At 41.2% G+C, this 16,279-nt stretch carries 20 protein-coding genes and 2 tRNA genes; 14 read left to right on the top strand and 8 right to left on the bottom strand.

Features of this window, described 5'->3' with window-relative positions:
* Positions 1-8 precede the first annotated feature (8 nt).
* Complete coding sequence (gene mepS, locus REG_RS00490) at positions 9-560, bottom strand: bifunctional murein DD-endopeptidase/murein LD-carboxypeptidase (protein WP_039906840.1); 552 nt, start codon at positions 558-560, stop codon at positions 9-11.
* Positions 561-889: 329 nt separating this feature from the next.
* On the opposite strand from mepS, the gene REG_RS00485 reads away from it, so the two are divergent.
* The 3 genes from REG_RS00485 to csrA all read left to right on the top strand — a co-directional run bounded on the left by REG_RS00485 (position 890) and on the right by csrA (position 2,110).
* Positions 890-982, top strand: a tRNA-Ser gene (locus tag REG_RS00485).
* 9 nt (positions 983-991) lie between these two features.
* Positions 992-1,068: transfer RNA gene (locus REG_RS00480), tRNA-Arg, on the top strand.
* 835 nt (positions 1,069-1,903) lie between these two features.
* Entirely contained in the window at positions 1,904-2,110 is a 207-nt protein-coding gene (gene csrA / locus REG_RS00475) for a carbon storage regulator CsrA (protein ID WP_006704051.1), read from the top strand.
* A gap of 546 nt (positions 2,111-2,656) precedes the next feature.
* Here the strand turns inward: csrA and murA are convergent.
* The 7 genes from murA to mlaF form a co-directional block, all read right to left on the bottom strand.
* Positions 2,657-3,997: a UDP-N-acetylglucosamine 1-carboxyvinyltransferase gene (gene murA, locus REG_RS00470; RefSeq protein ID WP_006704050.1), complete on the bottom strand. Its 1,341-nt coding sequence runs from the start codon at positions 3,995-3,997 to the stop codon at positions 2,657-2,659.
* Positions 3,998-4,166: 169 nt separating this feature from the next.
* On the bottom strand, positions 4,167-4,427 hold the full coding sequence (locus tag REG_RS00465) for a BolA family protein (RefSeq protein WP_039907032.1): 261 nt from the start codon (positions 4,425-4,427) through the stop codon (positions 4,167-4,169).
* A gap of 327 nt (positions 4,428-4,754) precedes the next feature.
* The gene (mlaB, locus tag REG_RS00460; protein WP_006704048.1) at positions 4,755-5,051 is read right to left on the bottom strand and encodes a lipid asymmetry maintenance protein MlaB; all 297 of its coding nucleotides are present in this window, start codon (positions 5,049-5,051) and stop codon (positions 4,755-4,757) included.
* Between the two features lie 20 nt (positions 5,052-5,071).
* Complete coding sequence (gene mlaC, locus REG_RS00455; protein ID WP_039907030.1) at positions 5,072-5,695, bottom strand: phospholipid-binding protein MlaC; 624 nt, start codon at positions 5,693-5,695, stop codon at positions 5,072-5,074.
* A 16-nt stretch (positions 5,696-5,711) separates the two neighbouring features.
* A complete protein-coding gene (gene mlaD / locus REG_RS00450) occupies positions 5,712-6,227 on the bottom strand; it encodes an outer membrane lipid asymmetry maintenance protein MlaD (RefSeq protein ID WP_006704046.1) in 516 nt (171 codons plus the stop codon).
* Between the two features lie 3 nt (positions 6,228-6,230).
* Complete coding sequence (gene mlaE, locus REG_RS00445) at positions 6,231-7,013, bottom strand: lipid asymmetry maintenance ABC transporter permease subunit MlaE (RefSeq protein WP_006704045.1); 783 nt, start codon at positions 7,011-7,013, stop codon at positions 6,231-6,233.
* A gap of 180 nt (positions 7,014-7,193) precedes the next feature.
* On the bottom strand, positions 7,194-8,030 hold the full coding sequence (gene mlaF, locus REG_RS00440) for a phospholipid ABC transporter ATP-binding protein MlaF (RefSeq protein ID WP_050749282.1): 837 nt from the start codon (positions 8,028-8,030) through the stop codon (positions 7,194-7,196).
* A gap of 399 nt (positions 8,031-8,429) precedes the next feature.
* Between mlaF and kdsD the strand changes: the two genes are divergently transcribed.
* The 11 genes from kdsD to npr all read left to right on the top strand — a co-directional run bounded on the left by kdsD (position 8,430) and on the right by npr (position 16,279).
* Positions 8,430-9,449 carry an arabinose-5-phosphate isomerase KdsD gene (gene kdsD, locus REG_RS00430; protein WP_087943347.1) on the top strand — a complete coding sequence of 340 codons (1,020 nt, stop codon included), beginning with the start codon at positions 8,430-8,432 and terminating at the stop codon, positions 9,447-9,449.
* A gap of 13 nt (positions 9,450-9,462) precedes the next feature.
* The gene (gene kdsC, locus REG_RS00425; protein ID WP_006704042.1) at positions 9,463-9,999 is read left to right on the top strand and encodes a 3-deoxy-manno-octulosonate-8-phosphatase KdsC; all 537 of its coding nucleotides are present in this window, start codon (positions 9,463-9,465) and stop codon (positions 9,997-9,999) included.
* Positions 10,000-10,008: 9 nt separating this feature from the next.
* The gene (gene lptC / locus REG_RS00420; RefSeq protein ID WP_006704041.1) at positions 10,009-10,599 is read left to right on the top strand and encodes an LPS export ABC transporter periplasmic protein LptC; all 591 of its coding nucleotides are present in this window, start codon (positions 10,009-10,011) and stop codon (positions 10,597-10,599) included.
* The gene (gene lptA, locus REG_RS00415) at positions 10,583-11,152 is read left to right on the top strand and encodes a lipopolysaccharide ABC transporter substrate-binding protein LptA (RefSeq protein WP_006704040.1); all 570 of its coding nucleotides are present in this window, start codon (positions 10,583-10,585) and stop codon (positions 11,150-11,152) included. Before lptC ends, lptA begins: the two co-directional genes overlap by 17 nt.
* Positions 11,136-11,348: a hypothetical protein gene (locus REG_RS12440; RefSeq protein ID WP_141553575.1), complete on the top strand. Its 213-nt coding sequence runs from the start codon at positions 11,136-11,138 to the stop codon at positions 11,346-11,348. Before lptA ends, REG_RS12440 begins: the two co-directional genes overlap by 17 nt.
* Positions 11,308-12,033 carry an LPS export ABC transporter ATP-binding protein gene (gene lptB / locus REG_RS00410; protein ID WP_039906837.1) on the top strand — a complete coding sequence of 242 codons (726 nt, stop codon included), beginning with the start codon at positions 11,308-11,310 and terminating at the stop codon, positions 12,031-12,033. The genes REG_RS12440 and lptB overlap by 41 nt, the downstream gene beginning before the upstream one ends.
* 200 nt (positions 12,034-12,233) lie before the next feature.
* Positions 12,234-13,679, top strand: a complete 1,446-nt coding sequence (rpoN, locus tag REG_RS00405; RefSeq protein WP_006704038.1) for an RNA polymerase factor sigma-54 — start codon at positions 12,234-12,236, stop codon at positions 13,677-13,679.
* Between the two features lie 23 nt (positions 13,680-13,702).
* On the top strand, positions 13,703-14,008 hold the full coding sequence (hpf, locus tag REG_RS00400; RefSeq protein ID WP_006704037.1) for a ribosome hibernation promoting factor: 306 nt from the start codon (positions 13,703-13,705) through the stop codon (positions 14,006-14,008).
* A 249-nt stretch (positions 14,009-14,257) separates the two neighbouring features.
* Positions 14,258-14,746 (top strand): PTS IIA-like nitrogen regulatory protein PtsN, encoded by a 489-nt coding sequence (gene ptsN, locus REG_RS00395; protein ID WP_039906836.1) that lies wholly within the window; start codon positions 14,258-14,260, stop codon positions 14,744-14,746.
* Between the two features lie 413 nt (positions 14,747-15,159).
* A complete protein-coding gene (rapZ, locus tag REG_RS00390; protein WP_006704035.1) occupies positions 15,160-16,026 on the top strand; it encodes an RNase adapter RapZ in 867 nt (288 codons plus the stop codon).
* Positions 16,004-16,279 (top strand): PTS phosphocarrier protein NPr, encoded by a 276-nt coding sequence (npr, locus tag REG_RS00385; RefSeq protein WP_039907027.1) that lies wholly within the window; start codon positions 16,004-16,006, stop codon positions 16,277-16,279. The genes rapZ and npr overlap by 23 nt, the downstream gene beginning before the upstream one ends.

The following is a 16,279-nucleotide window of genomic DNA, read 5'->3' as shown; positions in this document are numbered from 1 at the left end:
TGCACGAATTAATCACGATTGCTGTTATGTAATACTCTACGCCCAGTGTGGTATCGTTTCTTCCAATACTGATCATTAAGGCTAGATATTGTTACCCCAGTAGTGGCAGATACATGAACGAATTTATTGTTATCTAAATAAATACCAATATGACGTCCAGTGGGACCCGCCCGAAATAATACTAAATCACCAGCCTTTAATTTAATCCGTTGAATTTTTTTACCAACCGTTTGCTGCGCAGAAGTTGAGCGTGGTAAGTTTATGCCAAACTGTTCACGGAAAGTCAGTTGTACAAAAGCAGAACAATCAATCCCTTTTTTACTGCTACCTCCGAAACGATAACGTACGGCTTTCCAACCCGTATATTGTTTTAATATTTTTGACTTGATGAAGCGGGTTTCAAATGTATTTTGCGAGTTGTAGGGTACATATCGAGTATTTTTCCAAGAGGCATGTGAGTTTGATTTTTGTGGTGTGCTACATGCAGACAACATGATGGTAGCAACAATTAAAGGAATGATTTGTAAAATATATTTTGTAAGAATTTGAGATTTAACCATAGTGCTGCTGTCTCCTGGAACTATCATTGTCTCAATGTCAGATCTTTTTATGTGAAACTAAGCAGATAAGTGGAGTCGTTATTCGTGTTGGTATAAATTTAAAAAAAGGTTTAATAATTTATAGCAGATAAAACAGAAAATATTATTTTGTATAATTATTGATCAAATTTTTACTGCATCAGTATTGACGCTAAATTGTTCATTTTGGGTGTGAATTGCACGAAGAAAACATAAGTTAAAAAAATCGTTTGACTTATAAATGTGGGAAAGTAATATGTGCCCCACGCAGTGCTGATGAGCCTCACGAGCAAATTAAGTACAATTGCGTAGGTGAGGTGGCCGAGCGGCTGAAGGCGCTCCCCTGCTAAGGGAGTATATGGTTAAGAGCCGTATCGAGGGTTCGAATCCCTCCCTCACCGCCAATAGATAACGCATCCATAGCTCAGCTGGATAGAGTACTCGGCTACGAACCGAGCGGTCGGAGGTTCAAATCCTTCTGGATGCACCAAATACAACATCAGAGATGAGTAGTAAATCACTGTAACAAAAAATCCGCACTCTAACTGGGTTTGCGGTTTTTTTTGTTATCCGGTTTTGAAAATGGTTAATTAACTTCATTTTTATTTAGTATTTTTATTGCAATACACTTAAATAGCCGCATAAATTAGTGAATAGCCATTTTTTTAACTCGGCAATACTCGTTGAAAGTACGCTCGTAATAATATTGGATACCAATTTAATTAATTTTTACTTTTTATTGTAAATAAATAATAAATTATTGTAACTCTATCTGGTAATGATATTATCAATATAAAATGTGTCTGGTTTTTATAAAATATCAGCAGACAGAGCTGATTTCTCACTGCCTTTTAGAGCTTATTCGCAATCTTCTTTAGCAATGATCAATTGAGAAAAAAATGAGCGAAAAAAGCACATTTTACATAAAGTAAAGGAGCATTTTGAGTTCGTTGTTGATGAAGTATCAGCGAGCACAAGAGATTTTGAATAGGCTCTTAGAGGTGAAATGTTCCCCGAAATCAGCCGTTGTATTGATAATTTTTCTTTTGCAATCCTGCCAAATTCGAAGGCGAGTAAGGTACTTATCGATGCTGTATCAATCGATTGAAAAAAATTCCACGGCAATGTTTTTTCACAAATTCGAGCGAGTATAAATTTAAGCGCAAAATTGTTCAATTCAACTAAACTTGTATCCGTTAGCAACACGCTAGACTAAGCTACTTACATTTTATATCGATATAATAGCTTACGTTTTCATGGTGTATAATGGATAATAGCGGGGAAACCGAGAGGCCCGACTCTTTTAATTTTTCAAGGAGCAAAGAATGCTTATTCTGACTCGTCGAGTTGGTGAAAGAATCGTTATTGGCAATGAACCTGTTGAGGAAGATAACATTATCGTTACTGTTTTGGGAACGAAGGGCGGTCAAATAAGAATAGGTGTGAACGCTCCAAAAAACGTGCCTGTTCACCGCGAAGAAATCTATCAACGTATTCAAGCAGAAAAGAGTCAGCAGGATGTCTCCGAATGATTCTAAAGCGGGGCTTTGCTTTTTGTGAAGCTTTCCCCGCCGCTAGTGTTCTGTTTTATAGGGAATACAGCATCCTGTATTCTAAAGTTTTTAACACCGCTGATGCTAATCGAGCTCTTTTGACATCCTTCCGGCTATAAATAACAAGGATTCCTACAGCGCGCTAAGATCGAAATTTGGCTCGCCTCAGTGGGTTCCTGCTTCATCGAGTGGCATAGCACTAACTCCCCACAGGCTTAAAATCCCGCATTCACGGAGGTACTGATTACTATCATAGCTATGCCGAGGCTTTCGCTGTTATAGCCAAATCAGTTTAGTTTGATTCTGTGTTGTCGTCGCTTTCGTACTATTTGTACTGTCTGCGCTCCTCCCCTCCGCCTTGAATCAAATTAAACTGATTTGGCTCTAGCAGCAGAGTTTTCACACAGGTTTGCCAGAAACACAGCCTTATGTCTCCAGCCCTGAAGGTCAAAGTTTTACGGCATATACCCTTCGCCTTTGAAGCCGCCGCGTTGCTGGCTGCGTGTGTTCGCCGAATCACGTAGTCTATCTACGCTCATCGGTCTCACGCCCTGGCTGCCTAGCGGCAACTTCAGAGGCGAAGGGTATAGCGGGTAATTTAACATCTTTTATCCGTTTGATATTAGCGCCTAATTTACTTAGTTTATCTTCGATCTTTTCATAACCGCGATCGATATGATAAATACGGTCGATGGTAGTTTCCCCCTCAGCAATACAGGCCGCCAGGACAAGACTGGCAGAAGCACGCAGATCTGTTGCCATAACTTGCGCCCCTGAAAGTTTTTCAACACCACAACAGATAACGCTGTTGTGTTTGATTTCTGCTTTTGCTCCCATACGAACTAATTCTGGCACGTGCATAAAACGGTTTTCGAAAATGGTTTCAGTGATCACACCACGACCTTCTGCAACAAGGTTAAGTAAACTAAATTGTGCTTGCATGTCTGTTGGAAATCCAGGGTGGGGTGCCGTACATAAAGTAACAGCTTTTGGGCGTTTGCCGTGCATATCCAAACTGATCTGTTTTTTATCTTTGTCTATTTCAATAGAAGCTCCGGCATCACTAAGTTTAGCCAATACAGCCTCCAAAGTGTCAGCACAAGTATTATGACAAACAATTTTGCCTCTTGAAATGGCTGCTGCTACCAAGAAAGTACCGGTTTCAATTCGATCAGGAAGTATAGAATACACTCCACCACGGCTTAAGCTATTTACTCCTTCGATGGTAATGCTATCGGTTCCCGCCCCACTTATTTTTGCGCCTAACATATTGAGAAAATTCGCGGTATCAACAATTTCTGGTTCTCTCGCCGCGTTCTCAATCTTTGTGATACCTTCAGCTAACGTTGCCGCACTCATAATAGTGACTGTTGCGCCCACGCTGACCGCTTTCATTTTAATATGCGCCCCTTTTAAACGCCCGTCGACAGAGGCTTTGACATAGCCATCTTCTAGCTTTATTTCGACACCTAGACTTTTCAAACCATCAATATGTAGATCAACCGGACGTGCACCAATAGCACAGCCACCTGGTAAAGAAACTTCACCTTTACCAAATCTTGCGACCAAAGGCCCTAATGCCCAGATGGAAGCACGCATCGTTTTCACCAATTCATAAGGAGCACGGAACTTATTAACTTGGCTAGCATCAACAAACACCGAACCATTCCGCTCAATTTTGACACCTAAACGGCGGAGTAATTTAATAGTGGTATCGATATCTTTGAGATGCGGAATATTCTGTAATTCCACAGGCTTTTCAGCTAATAATGAAGCGAATAATATTGGCAGGGCGGCGTTTTTTGCACCAGAAATAGTGACCTCACCTGTCAGGCAAGCGACCCCTTCCACCTGAAATTTTTCCATTATGACGGCTCTTTATGATTGAATTATGGTTATACCCTTCACCTTTCAAGTTAAGGCGGCGTTGGCAGCGATCACTCACCCTCTGTCATGTACTACCTGTATACTCCTGGGATTCGATTGATTGCCACCTTGCCGTAACTCGAAATTCATTGGGTATACAGATGAAAGATTAAAAACCATTGAGTTTGCGATCTCTTTGCCATTCTTGTGGTGTATAGGCTTTAATTGAGACAGCATGCATACTGCCTTTAGCAATATATTCCGCTAATACTGTGTAGACAGCCTGGTGTTTTTGTCTAAGATTCATATCAGTAAAAACCTCGCTGATAACCGTCACTTGAAAATGGCTACCTTCAACACTGACGTGAGCTTCTTGTAGTGATAATGCTTCTGCTTGCATCAACAGCTCTTTAACTTTTGCAGCGTCAATAATAATGTTCATGTTTACTCGTTAATTGAAGCGGTATTGTTATACCCTTCGCCTTTGACTCCACCGCGTTGTTGGCTGCGAGCCCTCGCCCTCATGGTATGTCCACGCTCATCGGTCGGTCGCCCTGGCAGCCGAAGGCAACTTCAAAGACAAAGGGTATAACCGTCTCATATAGAAATTATTTGCTGGAGATTGTACAGGGCGGGATTCCACTTTGTATTTTTTGTCATCAATAAGATCAATATTTAAGCATTTCGCAGACGAAATTTTCTCATATGTTTAATTAATATACACAAATTGTGTGTTTTGTAATCTAAAATTGATTAATTAATGAGTTAGATCCCGCCCTGGGAGATTGTAGAGCTTAATCAGTGTGGCTAACTGATCACTGATACCTGATATGGCTAGCTTTATGTTTTGCTGCTGAGATTTAAAATGAATTAAATGAACCAGCAGCGCCAAACCCGCAGAATCGACTCGGTGTAGCTGTGTCACATCAATACAATCAATATCAGTGAGCAGTTTGTTACGTTGCTGCCATAAGGGCAACAAGGTGTCACGATCCAGATCGCCTTGCAATAGTAAGCTGTTTGTCTGCAATTGCCAGTTTAATTTACCGATCATGATTATTATTTATTCCATTATTATTTTTTGTTTAATTTAATTTCCTGTTTGCTGCTGGCGTTTAATGCTTTGGTTAGGCCTTGAATTCCTGTCTGCTGCAAAATAGAATCCCAGCCACTTTTTTTGGTCTGAATCATACTTACTCCTTCAACAATCATGTCAAAAGCTTGCCAATATCCAGTTTGCGTGTTGCGGCGCCACTGAAAATCTAAACGTATTGGTGGGCGTCCGTTGGGATCAACGATCTCGACACGGATAGGGATAATTTCTCTGTCTAACGGTTGTTCCGGTGAAATTTTATACGTTTGCCCCTGATACATCGTTAATGCTTGGGCGTAAGATTGTTCCAGATATTTTTCGAAGGCGCCAAAATAATCGTCGAGCTCAGCTTTGGTGGCTTCCTTATAATAAGGCCCTAATACCAATGCTCCGGCGTACTTTATTTGTACAGCAGGGATGAGCTCTTCACGTACAATGGTTCGCAGATAATTAGGATTTTGTTTGATTTTAGACTGTTCGTTTTTTAATCTGTCAAAGGTTCTTTGCGCCACATCTTCCATCAGGCGATAAGGATTAGTTTTGTCTACCGCACTGGCCAAAGGTGTGACTAACAATAATGTCATCATTAATAAATATTTAAGCATGCGTGCCCTGATCATTTCAAAATCCCCCCTGGGTTGATGTTGCGGAATTGGCAACAGTATTATTATCGTCCTTTTTATAAATTAACTGCCCGATTAAATCTTCTAAAATCAACGCGGACTTAGTGTCTTCAATGGTATCGCCAGCTTTTAAGATACCAGTACCCATTTCTTGATCTTCAAAACCGACATTAAGTGCCAAAAATTGTTCCCCTAGTAACCCCGCGGTTCTAATGGCTAGAGAACTGCTATTGGGAATATGATTATAATTTTCCTGGATATCTATCGCTACTCGAGGGTTATAATTTTTTTTATCTAAAGAGATATCGGCTACTCGCCCTATTACCACCCCACCAATTTTCACAGGCGAATTGATTTTTAATCCGCCTACGTTGTTGAAAATTGCGTATATACGGTAAGTTGATTGATTACCTATTGATTTGATATCAGCCACTTTCAGGCATAAAAAAATCACGGCAATGAAAGCCACTAGAACAAACAGGCCTACCCCTATTTCACTTTTTTTCGTTTGCATGATTTAGTTTCCGAACATGAGTGTTGTCAGCACAAAATCTAATCCTAGCACTGCTAATGATGAATACACTACAGTACGAGTGGTTGCTTGACTAATGCCTTCAGACGTCGGGAGCGCATCATAGCCGTTAAATAGCGCAATCCAAGTGACGGCCACGGTGAATACTAAGCTTTTAATCAGGCTATTGATTAAATCGACTCGCCATTCAATAGCATTTTGCATCGCCGACCAGAAGAATCCGGCGTCGATTCCCTTCCAGTCAACCCCAACTATCGCTCCCCCGACTATTCCAACCGCAATAAAAATGGCCATCAATAATGGCATACTAATGACACCGGCCCAAAAACGAGGGGCGATTACCCGTCGAAGAGGATCAATCGCCATCATCTCCAAGCTAGCAAGCTGTTCCGTGGCTTTCATTAGGCCGATTTCAGCAGTCAGTGCTGATCCTGCTCTTCCTGCGAATAATAATGCTGTTATTACTGGACCCAGTTCCCGCAGCAATGATAGCGCTACCATCATCCCCAGGCTGGCTTCAGCACTGTAAGTCATCAAGATTAAATAGCCTTGTAATCCCAGTACCATGCCGATAAATAATCCAGAAACCACAATAATTGACAGAGATTGTGTTCCCAGATTGTGGAGCTGTTTTACTAGCAATGGCCATTGTTTGCGCGGTTCTGGTTTACCCACCAGCGCATGAAATAACATCCATCCGGCGCGCCCGAATGATGTGCATACATCGATCGCTTTACCACCTAGGGACGCCAACGCTTTTACTAGCATAAATACTCCATCAGCCTAAAATTTATTCAAAATCTGCTGTGTTTACTGATATTGTTAAAATCAGTAGCAACATATTTTCCTCGTCTTAGCGCAGCTCAAAGAAAATTTCGAATAGGCTCTAAGAAGTTGCTAATCTATCATTTATCACAGTGGATCTGAGTTTCATTTTTCGCTTTTTTGTTAGCGCGTATTTTTATAATATTGATGTTTATGTTTTTTTAATAATTCTATTTTATAGTCATCGGCTGGAAAACGAAAAGGGATAGGCCCATCGGCGATACCATCAAGGAACTGGCGTACCTGTTGGTTGTGATTATTTTGTAATTGTGTTGCTGTTCCTTCAGCTATCACCCGTTGGTCAGCAATAATGTAGGCATAATCAGCGATACTGAGTATTTCTTTTACATCGTGCGACACCACAATACAGGTAACACCTAATGCCTGGTTTAACTCATCGATAAGTTTAACGAGAATTCCCATCGTAATCGGATCTTGGCCACCAAAAGGTTCATCAAACATAATTAATTCAGGATCGAGCGCGATCGCTCGAGCCAGTGCAACTCGCCTGGCCATTCCGCCAGAAAGCTCCGACGGCATCATTTTGGCAGCGCCCCGTAATCCGACAGCTTCCAATTTCATCATTACTGTACTGTGCAATAGTTCGTCTGGCAGGCTGCTATGCTCACGTAGAGGAAAAGCAACATTGTCGAAAACATTCAGATCAGTAAACAAGGCACCAGACTGAAATAACATTCCCATTTTCTTACGTGCATTGTACAGTCGTTGACGTGACAAGGTTGGAATATTGTCGCCGTTAAACAAAATCATGCCACAGTCAGGCACTAATTGCCCACCTATCAATCGTAACAAAGTTGTTTTACCTATCCCTGATGGCCCCATAATCGCCGTTATTTTTCCACGGGGTACTGTCATATTAATATCGGAAAATATCCTACGTTCACGGCGGGTGAAACTCATATTCTGGATTTCAATTAAATTCGATGGCAATGGGTTCATTTTTATTCGCCTTTGTTGTGCTTGATGACGGTTATACCCTTCGCCTTTCAAGTTAGGGCGGCGTTGGCGGCGGGTGTTCGCCGAGTCACGTAGTCTATCTACGCGCATCGGTCTCACCCCCTGGCCGCCTAGCCGCAGCTTCAAAGGCTGTGGATATATTTTACTCGGCTGTGTGACCGAAGCTCTGTTATTCAGTAAGTTTATCGTTTATCTTGTGATGTTTTTTATACCCTTTGCCTTTGAAGCCGCCGCGTTGTTGGCTGTCAGCTCTCGCCTCATGGTATGTTTACGCTCATCGATCGGTCGCCTTGGTAGCCGAAGGCAACTTCAAAAACGAAGGGTATAGCATTGCTCGATTTAACGTCGCAGCCGAGTTTTATAACCGAGCAGGGGTCGAATATGTCTCATGTTGAATTATCATCAGGCGCCTGTTTTCCAGGCAATTGCTCTGAAGATTGTTGCTTCCAACAAGCCGGAAAAGAAGTATTACAAATTGAGCGTAATGCTCTAGCACAGCTTGATCAATACATTAATCATGATTTTTCTCATGCTTGCGAAAAAATCTTTAATTGTCAGGGCAAAGTGGTAGTGATGGGGATAGGTAAATCAGGTCATATTGGCCGAAAAATAGCAGCGACCTTCGCCAGTACCGGCACACCTGCTTTTTTTATCCATCCCACCGAAGCGAGCCATGGTGATTTAGGAATGGTGACATCACAGGATATTGTCTTGGCTATCTCAAATTCGGGTGAAACAGGTGAAATTTTATCCCTGATCCCGATTTTAAAACGCCAAAAAATTTTGTTGATTGCCATGAGCGGCAATCCTAAAAGTAACATGGGTGAGGTGGCGGATATCCATTTATGCATTAAAGTACCCGAAGAGGCTTGCCCATTGGGACTTGCCCCAACAGCGAGTACCACCGCTACCCTTGTTATGGGTGATGCCCTTGCAGTGGCGTTACTGAAAAAACGTCGCTTTACTCCACAGCATTTTGCCCTTTCTCATCCAGGTGGTTTGTTAGGACGCAAATTACTCGTTCGTGTCGACGAGATTATGCATATTGGTACTGAAATTCCACAGGTGACTCTTGATGCTTCATTGCGTGATGCATTGCTGGAAATTACGCAAAAAAAACTCGGTTTAACCGTTATCTGTGATGATCAGATGAAAATTGCCGGTGTTTTTACTGATGGCGATTTACGCCGAGTATTATCTGATAACACGTTTGATCTCAATAACGCTAAAATTGCTGAGGTTATGACATCGGGTGGTATCCATATTTCTGCTGATAAGCTGGCGGTGGAAGCGCTCAATTTAATGCAATCACATAATATTACAGTACTGTTAGTGGTCGAAGATGAGCGCCTATTGGGTGTAGTGCATATGCACGACCTGCTAAAAGCGGGTATCGTATAAAAGGGAGACATAAATGTATACAGAAACTGATTATGGATTAGTACTGACAAAAATTATTGAATGTGCCGCTAAGATCCGTTTACTTATTTGTGATGTCGATGGGGTATTGTCGAATGGTTTAATTTATATGGGTAACCAAGGTGAAGAACTGAAAGCTTTTCATGTGCGAGACGGTTATGGTATCCGTTGTTTAAAAAAATCTGGCGTGGAAGTTGCCATTATCACGGCGCGTAATGCCGAATTAGTCAAAAATCGGGCGCAAACGTTATCCATTAAACACCTATATCAAGGCCAAGTGGATAAATCTTTAGCCTATAAAGAATTATTAACAAAACTCAATTGTCAACCTGAGCAAGTGGCTTATATTGGTGATGATTTGATCGACTTACCCGTAATGAATGAGGTGGGGCTATCAGTTGCAGTGGCAGATGCTCATCCTGTAGTGCGAAAAAAAGTACATTATATTACCCGTATTGCAGGGGGACAGGGTGCGGTGCGAGAAGTTTGTGATCTCATCTTGTTTGCACAAAAAAATGCAACAGATTTGTAGGATGTTGATATGACCAAAACCAGAATAGGGATAACACTGTTACTGATCATGATCGCTTTGGCGTTAATTGGTTCGAATTTCTCTGGTTTTAATCAGCAGGTAATACAACCTGTTGATCACAATCTCCCTACTTATCAAAGTCAACAAACGGTTACGGCGGTATATGCACTAGACGGTAAACTACATTATCGATTGATGGCAGAAGAGGTTAAAAATTATACCAATAGCTCAGTTAATAATACGGCTCTCGATCATTCGACGGTCACTTGGTTCACTAAGCCAGTCATGACCTTGTTTGATGAAAACGCGGTAGGCAGTTGGGAAATAAAAGCGGATCAGGCCAAACTCACCGATGGTAAAATGCTCTATTTATATGGTCATGTTGAGGTTAATAATTTAACAGCAATCTCACAGTTGCAAAAAATTACCACTGATAATGCTGAAGTTAATTTAATCAATCAAAATATCTCATCAAATGATGATGTTAACCTGTATGGTGTTGGATTCACTGTCAATGGTATGAAAATGCGGGGAAATTTGCGTAATCAAACCGTAGAACTAAGCGAGAAGGTTAAAACCCATTATGAAAATCAGCAATAAAATCCATGGTATTTTACTGACCGGCTTATTTTTAGCGGCATTTTTAACAGTGAACTTTCCCGCTTTAGCGTTAAGCAGTGATAGTGAACAGCCCATTCATATCACCTCAGATACACAATCACTCGATTTACCTAACAATGTTTCAGTTTTTATCGATAATGTCATCATTAAGCAAGGTAGCATTGAAATTAAAGCGAATAAAGTGGTTGTCACCCGTCCCGACGGTGAGCAAAAAAAAACGGTAATGGAAGGTTTTGGCACTCCAGTCACTTTTCAGCAAATGCAAGATAACGGTAAGTTAGTGACCGGACACGGCGAAAAATTGCGTTATCAGCTAGCTAATCAATTCTTGGTACTTACTGGTAATGCTTATCTGAAACAACTAGATAGCAATATTGAAGCTGATCGCATTACTTATCAGGTGGAAAAGCAGCTAATGGAAGCTTTCAGTGATAAAAATAAACGTGTCACCACTGTATTGTTGCCTGCTCAATTACAAGAAACTAAGCCTAAGCCACAAAAAAATCGTAAAACAAATGAGACAAAAAATTAAGAGCCTATACCCACAGTCTTTGAAGTTGCCTTCGGCTGCCAGGGCGAGCGTCCGCAGCCAACAACACGGCGGCTTCAAAGGCGAAGGGTATATTCCAAATCTTTTTGAGCAACGCTCAGATATCGAACCGGCTTTCACAACCATGGGCAACAACAATGGCAAGCTTAATCGTAACAAAATTGGCCAAAGCGTATAAAGGACGCAAAGTGGTTGAAGAGGTTAGCCTGACCGTAAATTCAGGTGAAATTGTTGGTTTGTTAGGCCCTAATGGGGCAGGAAAAACAACTACTTTTTATATGATCGTGGGGATCGTTGCACGTGACGCTGGATGTATTCTGCTTGATGAAGAAGATATCAGCCTGTTACCTTTGCATGAACGCGCACGACGCGGGATTGGTTATCTACCGCAAGAAGCGTCTATTTTTCGTGGCCTAAGTGTTTATCACAACTTAATGGCGGTACTAGAAATTCGTCAAGATCTATTAGCCCAGCAGCGTACAGAACGGGCAAAAGAGCTGATGGAAGAGTTCCATATTGCGCATTTACACGATAACCTAGGCCAATCGCTTTCCGGTGGAGAACGTCGACGTGTTGAAATTGCTCGAGCGTTGGCCGCTAATCCTAAGTTCATTTTACTTGATGAACCCTTTGCCGGAGTCGATCCGATTTCGGTGATTGACATCAAAAAAATTATTAAGCATTTGCGGGGGAGGGGATTAGGCGTTTTGATTACCGATCACAACGTGCGTGAAACGCTAGACGTTTGTGAGCGAGCCTATATCGTGAATCGAGGGCATCTGATCGCCCAGGGCACACCGCAAGAAATTTTAGCAGACGAACAAGTTAAACGAGTTTATTTAGGCGAAGAATTTCGGCTGTGATTTTAGATCCTATGAAGATCATGTTAAAAATATTTATTTAATATATTCATATTACTGCGTTTTTTGGGTTTTCCTCGTCTGAGCTTCTCTCAAGAATATTTCGAATAGGCTCTTGGTCATCCGCATTTTTAATAAATGTAGGATTTTAATAAAAGGCTGATGTCTAACATTGAGTGGTTACGGAAAATTGATCTAACATTATGAAGCAAGGTTTACAACTTAGACTCAGTCAGCAATTGGCTATGACCCCACAACTTCAGCAGGCAATACGTTTGTTGCATCTCTCTACTGCTGAATTACAACAAGAGATTCAGTTGGCATTAGTCAATAATCCTCTGCTAGAGCAAACAAATAGCCATGTGGAAATCGACACGAAAGAGACGGTGAACCCAGAAGATTTTGATAGCCTTAACGCCCTAGAAAAAGAAAATATACCGGAAGAGTTGCCGCTGGATGTAACCTGGGAAGAAATGTATAACACCAGTATGTCATTCGGAATGAGTCATTATTACGGCAATGATAATGATGATTTACCTTACTACCAGGAGGGAAATACTCAAAGCTTACAAGATCATCTGATGTGGCAAGTGGGTCTCACGCCCTTTTCTGATACTGCTATCGCCATTTCTATCATTGATGCGGTAGATGAAACTGGGTATCTTACCGTATCACTAGAAGATATTTTAGCCACTATCGGTGATAAAGAACTGACACTTGACGAAGTGGAAGCAGTGTTAAAACGGGTACAACATTTTGATCCTGTTGGGGTCGCGGCTCGTAATTTACGGGAATGTTTATTAGTTCAATTATCACAATGTGCTATAAATACGCCTTACCTGATAGAAGCACGCTTAATAGTTGCGGATTATCTCGATTTGTTGGGTAATCATGATTACCGCACAATAATTCGCTTAAGCCGACTAAAAGAAACGGCGCTAAAAGAAGCCATTGCCTTGATCCAGTCGCTCGATCCGCGTCCGGGGCAGTCGGTTGTTAGTACAGGCACATCACAGTATGTTATTCCAGATGTTATTTTGAACAAGAAGGGGAATGATTGGACGGTTGAATTGAACACTGATAGCCTTCCACACTTAAAAATTAACCAACAATATGCAGCCCTAGCATCAGCAGGAGGAGGCTTACTTAACGATAACGACAGTCAGTATATTCGTAGTAATCTACAAGAAGCAAAATGGTTAATAAAAAGTTTAGCAAGCCGCCATGAAACATTATTGAAAGTAGCACGCTGTATTGTTGATCAACAAATTGCGTTTTTCGAACAGGGTGAAGAATCTATGCAACCCATGGTTCTTGCTGACGTTGCTAGTGTAGTGCAGATGCATGAGTCAACAATATCGCGCATTACTACTCAAAAATATCTTCACAGTCCTCGAGGGATTTTTGAGCTCAAGTACTTCTTTTCTAGTCATGTAAACACTGAAAGTGGAGGTGAAGCTTCTTCTATAGCAATCAGAGCGTTGATAAAAAAATTGATAGCCGGAGAAAACCCTATCAAGCCGCTAAGTGATAGCAAATTGACTTTATTGCTTTGCGAACAAGGCATTATTGTGGCTCGGCGTACTGTTGCCAAGTACCGAGAGTCGTTGTCCATTCCACCCTCTAATCAACGTAAACGGTTAATTTGACCTGAATTGAGAAGGAAAAATGTATGCAGCTAAATGTAACTGGACATCATCATCTAGAGATTACTGATCCATTGCGTGATTTTATTGAAAAAAAATTAAGCAGGCTTGAGCGCTATTTTGACCATATTAATCAGGTACGTGTGGAGTTAAGAGTAGAAAAAACGGAACACATTGCAGAAGCAACAGTAGATGTAAATGGAGGAAAACTGCATGCAACCTCAGAGCACCCCAAACAGGTACACCAAGATATGTATGCTGCGATTGATTGTTTGGTCGATAAATTGGCCTGTCAGCTCAAAAAACATAAAGATAAATTGAAAAAGCGTTAAGAACTATACCCTTCGCCTTTGAAGTTGCCGCTAGGTGGCCAGGGTATGAGACCGATGAGCGTAGACATACTACGTGATTCGGCGAATACCTGCAGCTAACAACGCGGCGGCTTCAAAGGCGAAGGGTATATTGCAAAGAAAATTTTAGATTTGCGGTAGTAAGTTTGTTATATCAGGAGCAAACTGAATTACCCATCGACGACAGAATTTTTAGAATAAGGATGAAACAGCGATTAAGTGAAAGATAACATGACTAACGATTATACAATGCAACTACACTCCGTATTAAATCTCGAGTGTACTAAAATTCTGAGTCCCGAAGAGTGCTCAAGTAAAAAACGAGCCTTAGAAATTATTAGTGAGCTGGCGGCTAAACAGCTTGGGCTATCCACTCAGGTTATTTTTGAGGCCTTGTTAACACGTGAACGTTTAGGTAGCACGGGCATTGGCAACGGTATTGCCATCCCTCATGGAAAACTAAAAGAAGATACATTGCGCGCCGTCGGTGTGTTTATTCGCCTTAAGCAGCCTATATCTTTTGAGGCTATTGATAATCAACCAGTTGATATATTGTTCGCTTTATTAGTATCTGCAGATCAATGTAAAACCCATTTACATATGCTATCTTTAGTCGCTGATAAATTGGCTGATAAAATGGTTTGTCGCTCTTTGCGTACGGTTGAAAGCGATGAAGCGCTTTACCGAATCATTACTGAGCCACCGCTAAAAAACACATAAAACAGCATGAGCTATTTAACATGATTATTTTTTTATATCAATATATTAATATAAAATTCACCATTGACAGATACATTACATGCTAATAATAAATTTAATTATTTAAAACTAATATACCCTTCGCCTTTGAAGTTGCGCTAGGCGGCCAGGGCGACCGACCGATGAGCGTGGACATACCATGAGGGCGATGTGGCGCGTAGCCAACACCGCGGCGGCTTCAAAGGCGAAGGGTATAAAGGAACAGATTGCCATTAGACCTCTTTCGAAACTGTAGTTCGTTATGCGAAGCGAAGGCGCAGGGCGCACAGCAACCTTCTAACATGAAATACATGAGGATTGCGCGCAACGGGCAACGCAGGATCTGCATCACGTAGTAAGTTTCGAAAGAGGTCTATTGAAATACCGGGGAGGTTATGGTGTTGATAATTGTTAGTGGTCGTTCTGGTTCGGGTAAGTCGGTGGCTTTACACGCATTGGAAGATATGGGTTTTTATTGTGTTGACAATTTGCCCATAGTGTTACTACCACAGCTGGTTGACACGCTCATTGAGAGCAATAGTTCTGCCGCAATCAGTATTGACATCCGTAACATGCCTGAATCACCTGAAACATTTGCACAGGCAATAAAAAAATTGCCTGTAAAATTTTCCCCAAAGCTGCTTTTTTTTGATGCTGATAGCAACACGTTAATCCGTCGTTATAGCGACACACGCCGCTTACATCCACTATCGAGTAAAGATTTGTCTTTAGAAAACGCCATCGATAAAGAAAACAGATTACTCACTCCTTTACGTGCCGTTGCTGATTTTATCATTGATACCTCTCAAATATCGGTACATGAACTAGACAAAAAATTACAGACTTACTTGGGAAAACGTAAGCGTAAATTATCCTTAAATTTTGAATCTTTTGGTTTTAAATACGGCCTGCCAATGAATGCAGATTATGTTTTCGATGTCCGTTTTTTGCCAAATCCACATTGGGATCAAAAATTACGTTGTATGACAGGGCTAGACCAGCCGGTCATTGATTTTTTTGAAAAGCATATCGAAGTGCGTAAATTTATTAATGCAACAGGTCGCTATTTAGAAAGATGGTTGCCGATGTTGGAGAACAATAACCGCCATTATCTCACCGTTGCTGTTGGTTGTACTGGTGGTCAACACCGTTCAGTCTATGTTACTGAAAAATTAGTGAAACACTTTCGTTCTAAAGGGAAAATTGTCCAATTACATCACCGTGCGCTTTGGAAAAATAATAATGATAAAAAAAACAGTTGAAATAAAAAACAAGTTGGGCATGCATGCTAGACCCGCGACGAGATTATTTGAACTTGTACAAAAATTTAACGCGGAAGTGATATTACGTAATGAAAGCGGCACGACAGCAGAAGCTAGCAGTGTGATAGCGTTATTAATGCTTGATTCGGCACAAGGTCGCCAAATCGAGGTTGAAGCCAGTGGTCCGGATGAAATTCTAGCATTGCGGGCGGTCATCGAACTGTTTGATTCTGGTTTTGATGAAGACCAATAA

This window comes from Candidatus Regiella insecticola LSR1, assembly GCF_000143625.1.
GTDB classification, from domain to species: Bacteria; Pseudomonadota; Gammaproteobacteria; order Enterobacterales; family Enterobacteriaceae; genus Regiella; species Regiella insecticola.
The sequence above is the reverse complement of the archived record's forward strand: the minus strand, read 5'-3'. Positions and strand labels throughout refer to the sequence as shown.